Annotated in this window: 14 protein-coding genes and 1 pseudogene; 8 read left to right on the top strand and 7 right to left on the bottom strand. The window is 67.9% G+C overall.

Features of this window, described 5'->3' with window-relative positions; genetic code table 11:
* Window positions 1-45: 45 nt before the first annotated feature.
* On the top strand, window positions 46-726 hold the full coding sequence (locus AC1DCJ_RS02730; protein WP_478070017.1) for a Pr6Pr family membrane protein: 681 nt from the start codon (window positions 46-48) through the stop codon (window positions 724-726).
* A 64-nt stretch (window positions 727-790) separates the two neighbouring features.
* Here AC1DCJ_RS02730 and AC1DCJ_RS02725 read toward each other — a convergent pair whose 3' ends face one another.
* Together AC1DCJ_RS02725 and AC1DCJ_RS02720 are read right to left on the bottom strand one after the other, a co-directional pair.
* On the bottom strand, window positions 791-1,606 hold the full coding sequence (locus AC1DCJ_RS02725; protein WP_478070016.1) for a DUF72 domain-containing protein: 816 nt from the start codon (window positions 1,604-1,606) through the stop codon (window positions 791-793).
* Entirely contained in the window at window positions 1,603-2,043 is a 441-nt protein-coding gene (locus AC1DCJ_RS02720) for a VOC family protein (protein ID WP_137188974.1), read from the bottom strand. Before AC1DCJ_RS02720 ends, AC1DCJ_RS02725 begins: the two co-directional genes overlap by 4 nt.
* 132 nt (window positions 2,044-2,175) lie before the next feature.
* On the opposite strand from AC1DCJ_RS02720, the gene AC1DCJ_RS02715 reads away from it, so the two are divergent.
* Together AC1DCJ_RS02715 and smrA are read left to right on the top strand one after the other, a co-directional pair.
* Window positions 2,176-3,753: a serine hydrolase gene (locus AC1DCJ_RS02715; RefSeq protein WP_478070015.1), complete on the top strand. Its 1,578-nt coding sequence runs from the start codon at window positions 2,176-2,178 to the stop codon at window positions 3,751-3,753.
* A gap of 87 nt (window positions 3,754-3,840) precedes the next feature.
* Window positions 3,841-5,637, top strand: a pseudogene (gene smrA, locus AC1DCJ_RS02710) (multidrug efflux ABC transporter SmrA); the annotation flags it as partial.
* Window positions 5,638-5,766: 129 nt separating this feature from the next.
* Here the strand turns inward: smrA and AC1DCJ_RS02705 are convergent.
* Window positions 5,767-7,578: a DUF885 domain-containing protein gene (locus AC1DCJ_RS02705; protein ID WP_478070128.1), complete on the bottom strand. Its 1,812-nt coding sequence runs from the start codon at window positions 7,576-7,578 to the stop codon at window positions 5,767-5,769.
* Window positions 7,579-7,681: 103 nt separating this feature from the next.
* On the opposite strand from AC1DCJ_RS02705, the gene AC1DCJ_RS02700 reads away from it, so the two are divergent.
* Window positions 7,682-8,038: a GFA family protein gene (locus AC1DCJ_RS02700; protein ID WP_428711245.1), complete on the top strand. Its 357-nt coding sequence runs from the start codon at window positions 7,682-7,684 to the stop codon at window positions 8,036-8,038.
* Window positions 8,039-8,050: 12 nt separating this feature from the next.
* The gene (locus tag AC1DCJ_RS02695; protein WP_414715994.1) at window positions 8,051-8,851 is read left to right on the top strand and encodes a DUF4349 domain-containing protein; all 801 of its coding nucleotides are present in this window, start codon (window positions 8,051-8,053) and stop codon (window positions 8,849-8,851) included.
* 44 nt (window positions 8,852-8,895) lie between these two features.
* Here the strand turns inward: AC1DCJ_RS02695 and AC1DCJ_RS02690 are convergent, their stop codons facing one another.
* Complete coding sequence (locus AC1DCJ_RS02690; RefSeq protein ID WP_038689504.1) at window positions 8,896-9,189, bottom strand: hypothetical protein; 294 nt, start codon at window positions 9,187-9,189, stop codon at window positions 8,896-8,898.
* Window positions 9,190-9,258: 69 nt separating this feature from the next.
* A complete protein-coding gene (locus AC1DCJ_RS02685) occupies window positions 9,259-10,206 on the bottom strand; it encodes a LysR substrate-binding domain-containing protein (RefSeq protein WP_478070014.1) in 948 nt (315 codons plus the stop codon).
* Window positions 10,207-10,367: 161 nt separating this feature from the next.
* On the opposite strand from AC1DCJ_RS02685, the gene AC1DCJ_RS02680 reads away from it, so the two are divergent.
* Window positions 10,368-11,249: a DMT family transporter gene (locus AC1DCJ_RS02680; RefSeq protein WP_478070013.1), complete on the top strand. Its 882-nt coding sequence runs from the start codon at window positions 10,368-10,370 to the stop codon at window positions 11,247-11,249.
* Between the two features lie 89 nt (window positions 11,250-11,338).
* Here AC1DCJ_RS02680 and AC1DCJ_RS02675 read toward each other — a convergent pair whose 3' ends face one another.
* Window positions 11,339-12,238 carry a peptidylprolyl isomerase gene (locus AC1DCJ_RS02675; protein ID WP_478070012.1) on the bottom strand — a complete coding sequence of 300 codons (900 nt, stop codon included), beginning with the start codon at window positions 12,236-12,238 and terminating at the stop codon, window positions 11,339-11,341.
* 154 nt (window positions 12,239-12,392) lie between these two features.
* Here AC1DCJ_RS02675 and AC1DCJ_RS02670 point away from each other — a divergent pair, with 154 nt between their 5' ends.
* Window positions 12,393-12,758, top strand: coding sequence for a PadR family transcriptional regulator (locus AC1DCJ_RS02670; RefSeq protein WP_038689494.1), 366 nt, complete (start codon window positions 12,393-12,395; stop codon window positions 12,756-12,758).
* Window positions 12,755-13,756, top strand: coding sequence for a sensor domain-containing protein (locus tag AC1DCJ_RS02665; RefSeq protein WP_313425822.1), 1,002 nt, complete (start codon window positions 12,755-12,757; stop codon window positions 13,754-13,756). The genes AC1DCJ_RS02670 and AC1DCJ_RS02665 overlap by 4 nt, the downstream gene beginning before the upstream one ends.
* A 159-nt stretch (window positions 13,757-13,915) precedes the next feature.
* Here the strand turns inward: AC1DCJ_RS02665 and AC1DCJ_RS02660 are convergent, their stop codons facing one another.
* The gene (locus AC1DCJ_RS02660; protein WP_137188986.1) at window positions 13,916-15,232 is read right to left on the bottom strand and encodes a polyhydroxyalkanoate depolymerase; all 1,317 of its coding nucleotides are present in this window, start codon (window positions 15,230-15,232) and stop codon (window positions 13,916-13,918) included.
* Between the last annotated feature and the right edge of the window lie 51 nt (window positions 15,233-15,283).

The following is a 15,283-nucleotide window of genomic DNA, read 5'->3' as shown; positions in this document are numbered from 1 at the left end:
CCGACCGCGACAACGGCGCGGCAGCTGTCATGGCATCCTGCGCACATGCAGACCTCTGCCGACTCCCCGCGTGCGCCCGCTGCCGCGCCTGCCGTGCCCTCTGCCAAGGTGCGCGCCTGGGCCGGCCTGACCGCCGTCGTTGCGGTCGCCTCGATCACACTCCAGTACGCGGTGCTGCTGGCCTCGGTGGGGGCCACCGCCGGCAGCGGCCAGGCACTGCTGCGGCTGCTGGGCTACTTCACCATTCTCAGCAACATCGGCGTGGCTGCCGTCTGTCTGGCGCGCCTGCGGGGACGCACCGACGGCATGGCCGCCCCGGCACCCAGCGCCGCGGTGGCGGTGTATATCGGCATCACCGGCCTGGTCTACGTGCTGGTGCTGCGCACGCTGTGGCATCCGCAGGGCCTGCACTGGTGGGCCGACACCGGCCTGCACTACGTGGTGCCCGTGCTGTACCTGCTGGGCTGGCTGGCCGGCCCGCATGGCCAACTGCGCTGGCGCCAGCTGGGCGGCGTGCTGCTGTTCCCGGCGCTCTACCTGGGCTGGGCGCTGCTGGTGGGGCGGTGGAGCGGGCAGTACCCATATCCGTTCCTGGATCTGGCGGCGCTGGGTGCGGTGGGCGTGGCACGCAACGCGGCGGTAGTGGGGCTGGCCTTCGTGGCCCTGGCCGCGCTGCTGTGGCGGATCGACATGCGGATGGGCGCGCGATCAAGCACCGTGCGGTAGGTATCGACCGTTGGTCGATACGGGTATGACGCAGGCCGCAACGGCAGCCGACCAACGGTCGGCTCTACGTGGCGCCTACGCGCGCCAACTGGTCGCGCAACGCCATCGCCGCGCCGGGATTGCGCTGCTTGGCCGCACCAATGAACAGCATGTACACCTCGCGCGGGCCCGACGTCGGCGCTTCGGCGGCCACATGCGGCAGGTCCGGATTGTCCTCGCCGCGGGCCCAGCGCATCGCACGCAGGCACCACTGTTCCAACGCGCGCTCCGGGTAGCCCGCGCGCAGGTTCGCGCGCGCATGCATCAGCCGCGCGTACACGAAGTCCGCGGTGGGGTCGGCAAAGCTGGGGTAGTCGTTGGAGCCGCTGAACACCAGCGCGACGTTGTGCGTGCGCGCCACCGCCACCAGTTCCGCGCTCCACGCGGCCGGGTTGCGCACCTCCAGCGCGTGCTGCAACGCGCGCCCGTCGGCCTCGCGCGGCAGTTGCGCCAGGAACCGGTCGAACTCCTGCGCGCCCGCCGGATGGGTGTCGCCGAACTGCCACACCAGCGGTCCGAGCCGATCGCCGAGCGCCACGATGCCATCGATGAAGGCCTCCGCACGCGTGGCTACCGTCGTCAGGTCATGGGTCTGGGTGATGGTGCGGGGGGCCTTGGCCGAAAAACGGAACCCGGGCGGCGTCTGCTCGCGCCACTGGGTGTAGATGGCCGGCTTCTGTGCCCGGTAGAAGGTGCTGTTGATCTCGATGCAGCCCAGCGCCCGGCTCGCGTGCGCCAGCTCTTCGCGTTGCGCCAGGCCGGCCGGATAGAACGTTCCGCCGCGCCAACCTGGAAACACCCAGCCGCCGATGCCGGTACGGATGCGTCCTGCCGCCGTCATGCGTCGCCCGCGTGGGCACGCCACGGGTCGTAGCTGCCGAACCACCACAGGTAGCCTTCCAGGTCGCGGCACGCGTAGCCGCGGCCGCCATAGGCCTGGTCGGCGATGTCCATCACCACCTGCGCGCCGGCGGCCACGGCGCGCGCGTAGTGCGCATCCGGGTCGGCCACGATCACGCAGGCACTCTGGGTCTGGCGGCCGTCCACCTCGTCGGGGTGCACGCTGTAGCGCCCCCACTCGCTGGCGTTGTCGACCGAGCCGAGCATGATCATGCCGTGGCCGTACACCAGCTGCGCGTGGTGCACGACCTCGCCATCGGCATACACCGCCTGCGGCTCGAAGCCGAACGCGCGCTGCAGCCAGGCAATGGCGGCGTGCGCATCGCGATAGCGCAGGCAGGGAATGACGGTGGATACGGTGTCGGCAGGCGCGGTCATACAGGGCTCCGGGGCGGTCCGCCTTCTGGCACAGGCGAGCCTGAGCGCCCCCGCGTTACCATCGTGCGAAACCCGGCCCAAGGCGCGCCTGCGCGCCTCAACGCCCCCGCGACACGCAACTGGAGACACTGCTTGAACACATCCTGGATCGGAGGCGTTGTGCTGCTGGCATGCGCACCTTTGGCATCGGCGGCGGTGCCGACCGAACTGCAGCGGCTGGACGCCACGGTCGAGCGTGCGCGCAGCACATTCGACGTACCCGGCATCGCGGTGGCAGTGGTCAAGGATGGCCAGGTGGTGTTCGAGCGCGGCTACGGCGTGCGCGAGCTGGGCAAGCCGGCACCGGTGCAGGCCGATACCCTGTTCGCCATCGCCTCCAATACCAAGGCCTTCACCGCCACCGCGCTGAACCTGCTGGCCGAGCAGGGCAAGCTGAAGATGGACGACCGGGTGATCGACCACCTGCCCGGGTTCCGCATGTCCGACGCCTACGTCACCGGCGAAATGCGCATCCGCGACCTGCTCTCGCACCGCAGCGGGCTCAGCCTGGGCGCGGGCGATCTGCTGTTCTGGCCAACCACGACGTACAGCAACCAGGAAGTGGTTGCGCGCCTGGCCAAGGTGCCGCTGAAGGCCGGTTTCCGTGACCGCTACGCCTACGACAACATCCTGTATGCGGTGGCCCAGCAGGTGATCGAGCAGGTATCGGGGCAGTCCTACGCCGATTTCCTGCAGCAGCACATTTTCACCCCGGTTGGCATGGCCGGCACCCGCTACAACGCCGACCACCTGCAGCCGGGCGACAACGCCGCCATTGGCCATGCCAAGTACGACTTCAAGGCGCTGCGCACGGTGGCGCCGCTGACCTGGTCCAACAACGCCGGTGCGGGCGGCATCTATTCCAGCGTGCATGACATGGCGCGCTGGATGAACGTGCAGCTGGCCCACGGCACGCTGGAAAACGGCACCGCGTTGTTCAGCGCCAAGAGCCAGCAGGGCATGTGGCAGATGATCACCCCCCAGGTGGTGCCCGAGCCGAGCGTGCCGCAGCTGGCGGCCGCGCGCCCGAACTTCGCCGGCTATGGCGAAGGCTGGAGCCTGAGCGACTACCGCGGCCAGAAACTGGTCTGGCATACCGGCGGCTGGCCGGGCATGGTGTCGCGGGTGACGCTGGTGCCCGAACAGAAGCTGGGCATCGTGGTGCTGACCAACCAGGAAGTGGGCGCGGCCTTCAACGCCATCACCATGGACGTGCTGGACGCCTACCTGAGTGCACCGCAGACCGACTGGGTGGCGGCCTATGCCGCGGCCGTGGCCAAGGCGCAGGACAAGGCCGATGAAGGCTGGGCCACCCACCAGGCCGCACGCGACGCGAAATCCACGCCCTCGTTGCCGCTCGCAAACTACGCTGGCGGCTATCGTGACGCGTGGTATGGCGACGTCTTCGTCGAGCAGAGCGCCGGCAAACTGCGCCTGCGCTTCGGCAAGACCGCGCAGCTGGTGGGCAAACTGGAGCACTGGCAGCACGACACCTTCATCGTGCGCTGGGACGACCGCTCGCTCAACGCTGATGCCTTCGTTACCTTCAGCCTGGACCCGGATGGCAAGGTCCGCGATGTGCGCATGCAGGCCGTCTCGTCGTTGACCGATTTCAGCTTCGATTTCCAGGATCTGCTGCTGGTGCCGATCAAGGCCGACGCCAAGGGCTGAACCGCACGCGCGGCGTGAGCTGCAGGTAAAGGCATGCAGCAGGCCGCGGTGGGATAATCGCGGCCTGCTTTGCTTCGGGGTAATGGAATGTTCCGCTGGTTCGAGTCGCTGATTCCGGTTTTTCCGCCCATCGACGGGCGCATGCCACCGCGCAAGGTCGTGCCGTTCTACATCCACTACCTGCGCCCGGTGTGGCCGGTGCTGCTGGCCACGCTGATTGCCGGGCTGCTGCTGGCGCTGGTGGAAGTGGCGATGTTCGACTTCCTCGGCCGCATCGTGGACATGGTGGCCGAACAACCCGGTGCCGGGTTCTTCCAGCGCCACGCCAACGAGCTGCTGTGGATGGTGGTCATCACCGTGCTGCTGCGCCCGGTGCTGGTGGGCCTGCACAACCTGCTGGTCAACCAGGCCATCGTGCCGGGGCTGAGCAACCGCTCGCGCTGGCTGATGCACAACTACGTGGTGCGGCAGAGCCTGAGCTTCTTCCAGAACGATTTCGCCGGCAGCATGGCCAACCGGGTGATGCAGACCGGTACCTCGCTGCGCGAATCGGCCGTGCAGATGGTCGATTCGCTCTGGTACATCGTGGTGTACACCGGCACGGCGCTGTACCTGTTCGCGCAGGCCGACTGGCGGCTGATGATTCCGCTGCTGCTGTGGATGGCCGCCTACGTGGTGATCATGTGGTACTTCGTGCCGCGTGCGAAGGAGCGCGCCTGGATCGCCTCCGAAGCGCGTTCCAAGGCGATGGGCCGGATCGTGGACGGCTACACCAACATTCCCACGTTGAAGCTGTTCGCCCACGGCGGGCGCGAGCAGGCGTATGTGGCCGAGGCGATCGATGAGCTGGCGGCCAAGCACCGCCGGCAGACCCGGGTGACCACCGGCATGGACCTGACCATCGCCATCGTCAACGGCTTCCTGATCGCCGGCACCTGCGGCCTGGCGCTGTGGCTGTGGAATGGCGGGCACATCAGCGTGGGCGCCATCACCCTGGCAACCGGGCTGGTGATCCGCATCCACAACATGTCCGGCTGGATCATGTGGACCATCAACGGGATCTTCGAGGACATCGGCACGGTGCAGGACGGCATCACCACCATTTCCCAGCCGTTGACCGTGCAGGACCGCGACGATGCGACCGCGCTGCAGGTGACGCAGGGCGGGGTGCATTTCGACCACATCCACTTCCACTACGGCAAGACCGGCGGGGTGATCGCCGGGCTCAACCTGGACGTGAAGCCGGGCGAGAAGATCGGCCTGGTCGGGCCGTCGGGTGCGGGCAAGTCCACGTTGGTGAATGTACTGCTGCGTCTGTACGACCTGGAAAGCGGGCAGATCCGCATCGACGGCCAGGACATCGCCAGCGTCACCCAGGAAAGCCTGCGCCGGCAGATCGGCGTGGTGACCCAGGACACCTCGCTGCTGCATCGTTCGATCCGCGACAACCTGCTGTACGGCCGCCCCGACGCCACAGACGCGCAGTTGCGCGCGGCCGTGGCCAAGGCGCGTGCGGAGGCGTTCATCGACACCCTGCGTGATGGCGAAGGCCGCCAGGGCTACGACGCGCACGTGGGCGAGCGCGGGGTGAAGCTGTCCGGTGGCCAGCGCCAGCGCATCGCAATCGCACGCGTGCTGCTCAAGGACGCGCCGATCCTGGTGCTGGACGAGGCGACCTCGGCGCTGGACTCGGAAGTGGAAGCGGCCATCCAGGACAATCTGGACGAGCTGATGGCGGGCAAGACGGTGATTGCCATCGCGCACCGTCTGTCGACCATCGCGCGCATGGACCGGCTGGTGGTGATGGACCAGGGCCGCATCGTGGAAACCGGCACGCACGCTGAGTTGATCGCGGCCGGCGGCCTGTACGCGCGGTTGTGGGCGTTCTACCCGGCTGCTCCTGCTGTTGCGTGGCGCCGGCAGCCGGGTAGAACCCGGCTCTACGAAACCCCCACAAAAAAACGGCCCGGTTCGCACCGGGCCGTTGCCTGTCTGACGAGGAACCAGGCGGGTTTACTCGATCGGCTGGTCCAGCATCAGCTGGCGCGCGAAGCGCACCGGCGGGGCGCCGTAGGACAGCATCTGGTCGTGGTAGGCCTTCAGGTTGAACTTCGCGCCCTGCTTGTCCTGCACGGCCTTGCGGGTGTCGAAGTGTTCCTGCGCACCGACGAAGTAGGTCGGCAGCTGGGCCGAGGTCAGCTGCGCGCGCACCCACTTGCCCGACGCTTCGCTTTCCTGCTGGAAGGCATCGTGGGTCATCAGCTGCATCGCCTGCTCACGCGTCCAGTTGTCCACGTGCACGCCCTGGTCCAGGATCGCGTTGGAAATGGTGCGCAGGTAGAACTTCAGCTGCACCAGGTGGAACAGTGGATCGTTGTCCAGGTAACCCTGCTCCTGCATCATCCGCTCGGTGTACACCGCCCAGCCTTCGGCGAACAGGCCCGAACGCAGCACCGCGCGCAGCGTGGAGGGGAACTTGCCCGAATGCCAGCCTTCCAGGTAATGGCCCGGCGTGCCTTCGTGGATGCTCAGCAGGTGGATCATGCGGCTGTTGTATTCGCGCAGGAACGAGTCGACCTGCTTGTCGGTCCAGTCGTCGGGAATCGGCGAAACCGCGTAGAAGGTCTTCAGGTTCTTGTCCAGCGGGCCCGGCGAATCGCAGTAGGCCACGGCCACGCCGCGCTGGAACTCCGGCATCAGGATGATGTCCACCGGCGAATCGGGCAGGGTCATCAGGTCATGCTTGCGCACGAACTCGGTGGACTGCGCCAGCGCGGCCTTGGCATCGTCGACCACCTTGTCGCGGGCCGGTTTGTCGGCGTAGGCCAGCTCCAGCGCCGCTTCGATCGCGGCCTGCTGCTGTTCATCGCTCGGGTTGGCCGGCAGTGCCGGGGCACCGGGCTTGTCCTTGAGCACGGTCTGCGCGATGCCGTACATGTCCTGGCGCACGCGCTTGAGTTCGGCGCGCGCGCGCTCACCGATCTCGGCGCGCGACAGCGAGGAGTTCAAGGCGAACTTCAGCTTCTGGTCGTACAGCTCCGCACCGATGCGGAAGTCGCCCTTGGCATTCGGCACCAGGGTCTTGTCCAGCCAGGTCTGCTGCTCTTCAACAGCCTTCTTCAAGCCATCGATGGCCGCCTGCAGGCGCTTGCCGTCTTCGGCCGGCAGCTCGCCGATGTGCGGGGTAATGAAGGTATCGACGATGCTGAGGATGCCGCGGTTCTGCTTGGCCACGGTCTCGGCGTGGATCTTCGGCACGCGGGCCGGGTCCAGGTTTTCGCGGGCCTGGGCAAAGATCTGCGGCAACTTCTCCATGCGCGCGGTGGCCGACTTCAGGCGCTCGGGCAGCGGTGCGAACTCGCGTGCCATCAGGCCGTAGATCGCGCTGCCGGCTACGCCGTTGTAGATCTGCGGATCCCACTTGGACGACTGCAGCACCTCGGCGCTCCAGATTTCCGACTGCAGCTGGTTGCGCAGGATCGCCGCGTCCACCTGGTTCTCGCGCGAGAGCTTGCTGACGTCGATGCGGTCCAGGTCGGCGACAAGGCCCTTGTAGGCCGTCAACATCTTCTGCTGGCCGGCGGCGCTCAGGTCGTCGATCTCCGCATCGTAGCGGTGGTCGCCGATCTGGGTGGCGCTGATCGGCGACAACTGCATCCAGGTATCCAGCGCGCGCTTGGACAGGTCGGCGAAGGCGGCGTCCACGGCGGCGTCGCCGGCGGATGCAGCGGCGGCCGGCGTACCGGGGGCGGCGGTCGGGGCGTCGGCCTGCTGGCAGCCGCCGAGGGCGGCGATCAGGGCGAGGGCGAGAAGATGCTGGCGCATCGGCGATCCTGTGCTGTGGTCAATCGCCGAGCATAGGCCCCCGCGCCCGGCCGCGCCCGTGCCATTGGATTACCATGGCCCTTTCCCAGCCGGAGGGTGCGCCATGCAGTACGAAGGGAGCTGCCATTGCGGGCAGATCGCGTTCGTGGTCGAGGCGGCCGAGCCGATCACCGAGGCCCTGGACTGCAACTGTTCGCTGTGCCGTCGCCGCGGTGGCCTGCTGTGGTTCGGCCCGCGCGAAGCGCTGCGGCTGACCACCGATCCGGCCGACGTGGCCACCTACCAGTTCAACCAGCACCACCTGGAACACCACCATTGCCGCACCTGTGGCACCGCCCCGTTCAGCGAGGGCGTGGACCCCCGCAGTGGAAGCAAAATGGTGGCGGTGAACGTACGTTGCCTGCCCGGGGTGGACCTGGACGGGCTTACGATCAATCGCTTCGACGGAGCAAGCAAATAAATGAAACGGACGATGTGGCACCCCAAGGGTGCATGGGCAGGGATGCTGGTGCTCGGGCTGGCCGGCTGTGCGGCCCAGAATCACGGCGAAGCGGCCGCCGACGCGGGCGCCGGTGCACTGGCATCGCCGGAAGGGGCGATGCTGGCCTACGAACACGATCTRGACATCACCCTGGACGCGGCCGGCATCGCCCCGCGCGTGAAGCAGATCGCCGAGGCGTGCCAGTCCGCGCGGTTCGGTGACTGCGCGGTCCTGCAGGTGGGCCAGCAGGGCGGCGAATACCCCAGCGGTTCGGTCAAGGTGCGGATCGCGCCCAAGGGGGTTGAGCCACTGATCGGGCTGGCCGGGCAGGGCGGTGAGGTGGCCTCGCGCAACACCCATGCCGAAGACCTCGCCCAGCAGGTGGCCGACACCGCGCTGACCAAGGCGCGCCTGCAGAAGGAACACGAGCGGCTGCTGGCCTACCAGGACAGCAAGGACATCAAGCTGGCCGACCTGCTCACCATCACCCAGCGCCTCTCGGAGATCGAGGCCGGGGTGGAGCAGGCCAACAAGGAGGCGGCCCAGCAGCACCGCCGTATCGACACGCAGCTGGTGACGATGCAGTTCCACACCCCGTCCGGGCAGCGCAGCCGCAGCCAGATCGGCGAAGCATTGAGCGAGTCCGGCGCCGTGCTGACCACCAGTGTGGCCTTCCTGATCCGCGCGCTGTCGGCGTTGCTGCCGTGGGCGGTGGTGGCCTGGGTGTTTGCCTGGATCGGCAGCATGCTGTGGCGCCGCCGCAAGCGCCGCCTGGCCGCACGGGCCAGCTGACGCGGCAAGGCGCGGTGCCGGTCAAGGCCGGCACCGCGCAGCGATCAGCCTTCGTCGTGCTCGTATTCCACGAACACATCCAGCTCCAACGCCAGTTCCTGCACCGCATCGCGCACGCGCTGGGCGGCGAGCGCATTGCCCACCTCCACTTCCAGCTCGTGGATGCCCGGGCCGATGTCGTCGGACAGGCCGGCCGAACTGGAATCGTCATCGTCCATGTGCGGCATCAGGTCGTCGGTTTCCTCGACATGCTCGATGCCTTCGATGCTCTGCAGCAGGTCGGTGATGGCACGCGCGTCGTCATCGCTGCCGGTAATTCTGAGTCGCAACAGGGCCATGGAACACGCCTTGGGGGAAAGGAACTCCAGCCTAGCCAGCGCGTGGACAAGGCCGGGTGAGGATGGGCGCTACCGCGCACCGGACAGTGCGGTAGCGCCCAGCAGTTCATCCGGCAGCGCCGGTATCGGCGTGCGCTCATCCAGCGCTTCGCGTTTGAGCCAGTCCATGAAGGCCACTGCGGTCGGGCTGAGCGGGCGGTGTTCGGCATGCACCACGTAATAGGCATAGCGCGCCTTCAGGGCCGGGCCCGGCAACCGCACCAGTTCATAGCGTTGCAGATACGGCTGGGCGATGTGCTTGCGCGCCAGCACCGCGCCGATGCCATAGACGGCCGCGCGCATCGCGTCGGTGCTGTCGCTGAACGAATGCACCGAGGGCAGTTCCAGGCCGCGCACCCCGGCGGCGCGGAACCAGTCGCGCCAGCCCTGCGGTGACATGTCGCTGATCAGGGGTAACGCCGCGATCTGCGCCGGTTCGCGCAGGGCCGCCACGCCGGCCAACGCGGGCGACGCGACCGGGCACAGCGCGTCGTCCATCAGGTGATGCGCGCGCAGGCCGGGCCATTGCCCCAGCCCGTAGCGGATGCCCAGCTCCGGACCGGCCTCGTCGAAACGCACCAGCTCGGTACTGGTCTGCAGTTCGATGCGCACCTGCGGGTATTGGGCGGTGAAGCGGGCCAACCGGGGCACCAGCCAGCAGTACGACAGCGAACGGATGGTGGTCACCCGCAGCGGCACGATGTCGGCCTGGGGATGCAAGTTGCCGGCCACCGCATTGAGATCGCTCAACGCCGCGGCGGCGGCATCGGCCAGCTGGCGGCCCTCGGCGGTCAACCGCACCCCGCGCGCGTGGCGCTGGAACAGGACCGTGCCCAGCACTACTTCCAGCTTGCGCACGTGGTGGCTGACCGCACTGGCGGTCAGGTGCAGCTCTTCGGCGGCATGGGCGAAATTCTGGTGGCGCGCGGCGACCGCGAAGACCCCCAGCGCGGGCAGCAAGGCAGGGCGCAGGATCATGGGCGAGACCCAAATGAGATTTGTGGCTTGCCCGGATACTACGCGCTTGTAGGCCCGTTCCGGTAGGCGGATGCTGTGTCCCTGTCCCTTGGAGCCGCCCCCATGTTGCCGTCCGCGACCGCCATTCAGCCACGCATCTGCCTGTTGTCCGGGGTGCGGCCATGAGCGGCGCACCGCTGGCCAGCGCCGTGGTCGAACGCGACTGGCGTACCCCGCTGGAGCTGACCGTGTTGGGCGCGATCTGGGGCTGCTCGTTCCTGTTCATGCGCGTGGCGGTGCCCAGCTTCGGCCCCTATGCGCTGGTGGAGGTGCGGCTGCTGCTGGGCGCGCTCGTGCTGCTGCCGTTCCTGTGGCAAGCCCGCGCGCAGTTCCCGGCGCGGCGCTGGCTGTGGCTGGCGCCCATCGGCGTGATCAACTCCGCGATCCCGTTCGTGCTGTTCGCCTGGGCCGCGCAACACGCCCCGGCTGCGATCGGGGCGATCTGCAATGCCATGACCGTGCTGTTCGCCGCGCTGATTGCCTTCCTGTTCTTCGGCGAGAAGATCGGCATGCGCCGCGCCATCGCGCTGCTGGTCGGCTTTGCCGGCGTGGTGGTGCTGGCCACCGCCAAGGTGTCCGGGCTGAGCATCGGCGCGGCGGTGATCGCCGGCGCATTGGCCGCGCTGTTGTACGGCCTGGGGGTGAACCTGGTGAAGCGGCACATGACCGGCTTGCCGCCGGCCGCATCCGCGGGGGCCACCCTCGGGTGCGCTGCCATCGCGCTGCTGCCGATGGCGCTTACCCACTGGCCCGCCGGCCCGATCCCGACCGTGTCCTGGGCCTGCGCCATTGCCCTGGGCGTGGTGTGTACCGGCCTGGCGTTCCTGATGTTCTACCGCCTCATCGCCCGCATCGGCCCGGCCCGCGCCTCGACCGTCACCTACCTGGTCCCGATGTTCGGCGCGCTGTTTGCGTGGTTGTTCCTGGGCGAAGCGGTGACCGGGGCGATGGTGGTTGCCGGTGCGTTGATCCTGGGCAGCGTGGCCGCGTCGCAGAAGCGGTAGGTTGTGCGGTGGCGGCGAGGGGCAGCCGACCAACGGTCGGCTCTACCCGACCGCGCGCGCAGACAATCAAAACGCCAACGCGTGTGCCCTTATCGCACCGGCACCGCGATGTTGCACAGGTCGATGTGCCCCGCCGGGCGCTTGTAGAAATCATCCACCCGGTTGCGGCGTGCCTCCACCACATCGGCGAACGTCTTCGACTCGGTGCGCAGCACCTCCAGCTTCGGCCGTTGCGCCGCCGGCACATCGCTGGCGCGCTGGATCGACTGGATTGCCGTGCGCTGCGCGGCGTCGGCATAGAAGCCCATCGGCGCCGGACCACGCGGCAGCGCACTCAGCAGCTCCATGCCCTGCAGCACCCGTCCCACCACCGTGATGTTGCGGTCCAGCTGGCGCGGCGACTGCCCCGTCACCACGTACAGCTCCGCCCCGATGCTGCTGTCTTCCTCGTTGCTGCGGCCTGCACCCAGCGCGCCGTAACAATGCGCCAGCCAGGTCTTCCCGTCCTGCCGGTCCTGGCCCACCGGGAAGCCATCGACGAAGCCCGTCTGGTCGGCCCAGCCGTCACGGTCGGGCAGCATGCTCACCTTCAACCCCTTGCTGTCGCGCTGGAACTCCGCCGGGAGCGTGCGCTTGGCACTGCCCAGGGGCTTGGCCTTGGCCGCATCGTCGGCATCGGCGTCGCCGAACTGCACCACGAAGTTGTCCTGCGCCCGGTAGATGCTCTCGCCATCCCAGAAATGTTCGTGCGCCAGCGTCTGGATGTTGGCCACGTGCTGGGGCGCGAACGCCGGGGCCAGCTCGATCGTGACGCGCCCGGCCGGCAGGTTCATGTACAGCACGTTGGCCGGATCCGGCGTGCGCCAATCGCTGGCCGGGGAGGCATCCAGAATCTGCTGGGGGCTGCGGTAAGGCGTGGCCGCGCTGGCGGTGGTGGGCAGCGCGCAGGCAAGGGCGAGGGCAAGCAGGGCAGTGCGGCAAGGCGACATGGCGAACCCGTTCAGGACGTGTCTGCCGATTGTGCGCGAAGCGCGGCCGCTGCGACCAGCGGCGGCGTGGCGTCCAACCGGCACGGTGACTAAGGGCACATTCGCTATACCGGACTTCACACTAGTGTTGACTCCACGCTAGTTGGAGAACGCGATGAGCGACCACGATGCCTACCTCAAGAAGTTCCAGAAGGAGCTCAGCTCCGGCACGGTCTCGCTGGCCTTGCTTGCGGTGCTGGCCAAGGCCGGCGAGCCGCTGTACGGCTACCTGATCGCCAAGGAGCTGGAGCGGGTCGGCGAAGGCGTGCTGAGCGGCAAGCAGAGCGCGCTGTACCCGGTGCTGCGCAACCTGGAAGGGGCCGGGTTGCTGGAAAGCCATGTTGAACCGTCGATGGCCGGTCCGCCGCGACGCTACTACCGCATCAATGACACGGGCCGTGAGGTGCTCCGGCAATGGACCGCCGCGTGGCGCGCTACCCGTGATTCCGTCGATTCCGTCCTGGAAGGGGTAATTGAATGAACATCGCGTCCGTGGCCGGTCGGGCCTTGCCGACCACCATTCCCGAGTACCTGGCGCAGCTGCGCGCCGCCCTGCATGACGCCGACCCGGCGATGGTGCAGGACGCGTTGTACGACGCTGAGGAGTACCTGCGTTCCGAACTGGCGGCGCAACCCGGCCGCAGCGAGGCCGAGGTGATCGCCGACGTCGCCAGCAGCTACGGCGCGCCGGAAGAAGTGGCCGACATCTACCGCGAAACCGAAATTACCGTGAACCGCGCGCTGCGGACGCCCAGCGCGGGTGCCGCGCCGCTGCGCCGGGCCGTGGTGGCCACTGGCACGGTGGGTGGGGCTGCGGCTGCGGCAAGCATCGGCACGCCGCCGCCTGCCACGCCCAAGCCGCGTTCGGCGCTGGCCCGGTTCTTCGGCGTGGCGCTGGAGGCACGCACCTATGGGGCGCTGTTCTACATGCTGCTGTCGCTGGCCACCGGCACGTTCTTCTTTACCTGGGTGGTGACCGGGCTGTCGCTGTCGTTGGGGTTGATGGTGCTGATCATCGGCATTCCGATCACCGTGCTGTTCTTCGGTTCGGTCCGCGGCCTGTCGCTGCTGGAAGGGCGGCTGGTGGAAGCGCTGCTGGGCGAGCGCATGCCGCGCAGGCCGACCTATTCCGACCGCAGCCGCAGCTGGCTGCAGCGGGTGGGCGACATGTTCACCGATGGCCGCACCTGGCTGACGCTGCTGTACTTCGTGCTGATGCTGCCGCTGGGCATCGTGTACTTCACCATCGCGGTGACCTTGCTGTCGATCTCGCTGAGCTTCATCTGGGCGCCGGTGGCGGCGTTGTTCACCGGTGAGATACCGGGCATCTACATCGAAGGCGAGCAGATGCTGTCGATGTGGGCTACGCCGCTGCTGGCGGTGGCCGGGGTGCTGCTGCTGTTCGTCACCCTGCACCTGGCACGCGGCATCGGCCGCCTGCACGGGATGATGGCCAAGCACCTGCTGGTGCGGCTGTAACTTCGATGGTCGGTGGGGTGGCGAAGTCCGCCGCACCGGGGCGCGGAACGGGGCCGTGACGACCAACGGTCGTCACCTACCCGGTGGCGGCGCCGAACGACGGGCGCCATCGAACGCATTTCCCCGGTAGGTACCGACCGTTGGTCGGTACCCGCGCGATCACCCCGCCTTGCGCCGCAACGGGGTGACGTTGCTGGTGATCTTGGCGGCCTTCTTCGGCTTTGCCGCCGCGGTCTGCGCATGGGCCGCGAAGAAATCACGCACCTTCGGGTACACCGTTTCGCGCCAGCGACGGCCGCTGAAGATGCCGTAATGGCCGGCGCCTTCCACGATGAAATGCTCGCGGTGCTCGGCCGGGATGCCGCTGCACAGCGCCTGCGCCGCTTCGGTCTGGCCCAGCCCGGCGATGTCGTCCAGCTCGCCCTCGATGCTCAGCAGGGCCGTTCCGGTGATCGCCGCCGGGTTCACGTGTTCGCCGTTGACGTACCACTCGCCACGCGGCAGCAGGAACTGCTGGAACACCACCTCGATGGTGTCCAGGTAGTACTTGGCCGGCATGTCCAGCACCGCGTTGTACTCGTCGTAGAAACGACGGTGCGCGTCGGCGTCTTCCATGTCGCCCTTGACCAGGTCGGCGTAGAAATCCCAGTGCGAACTGAAGTGCCGGCTCGGGTTCATCGACAGGAACCCGGCATGCTGCAGGAAGCCCGGGTACACGCGGCGACCGGCGCCAGGGTAGGTGCCCGGGACGGTATGGATGACGTTGTTCTCGAACCACGACAACGGGTTCTGCGTGGCCAGGTTGTTCACCGCGGTGGGGCTGCAGCGGGCATCGATCGGGCCACCCATCATCACCAGCGTGCGCGGCGTCGGTTCGCCACGGCTGGCCATCAGCGACACCGCCGCCAGCACCGGCACGGTCGGCTGGCACACGCTCACCACGTGCAGCTTGTCCGCGCCCAGGTGGCGGATGAATTCCTGCACGTAGGCGATGTAATCGTCCAGGCCGAACTCGCCTTCGCTGCCCGGCACCATGCGCGCGTCCACCCAGTCGGTGACATACACGCGGTGGTCGCGCAGCAGCGTGCGCACGGTGTCGCGCAGCAGCGTGGCGTGGTGGCCCGACAACGGCGCCACCACCAGCACGAACGGCTGGTTGAGCATGGTGTGCAGCTGGTCGGCTTCGTTGCTGTGGCGCTTGAAGCGCAGCAGCTTGCAGAACGGCTTGCTGACTTCCTCGTGCACCACGATCGGCACGCGCTCGCCATCGACCTCGATTTCGTTGATGCCCCACTCGGGCTTCTCGTAATCCTTGCCGATGCGATGGAAGAGCTCGTTGACCGCCGACAGGCGATCGGCACCGGGCATCTGCGACCACCAGTGACCCTGGTTGGCGAAGAATTTGGCGTTGGCCTGGGCCTGGTGAACCCACGGGGCGAGCATGTTGCGGGTCAACTCATGCAGTTGATAGAGCATGGCGTCCGAATATGTATGGTCTTATGTTGCCGCGCAGCATAGCCTACCGGC

This window comes from Stenotrophomonas sp. 10N36 (genome assembly GCF_056395005.1).
The sequence above is the reverse complement of the archived record's forward strand: the minus strand, read 5'-3'. Positions and strand labels throughout refer to the sequence as shown.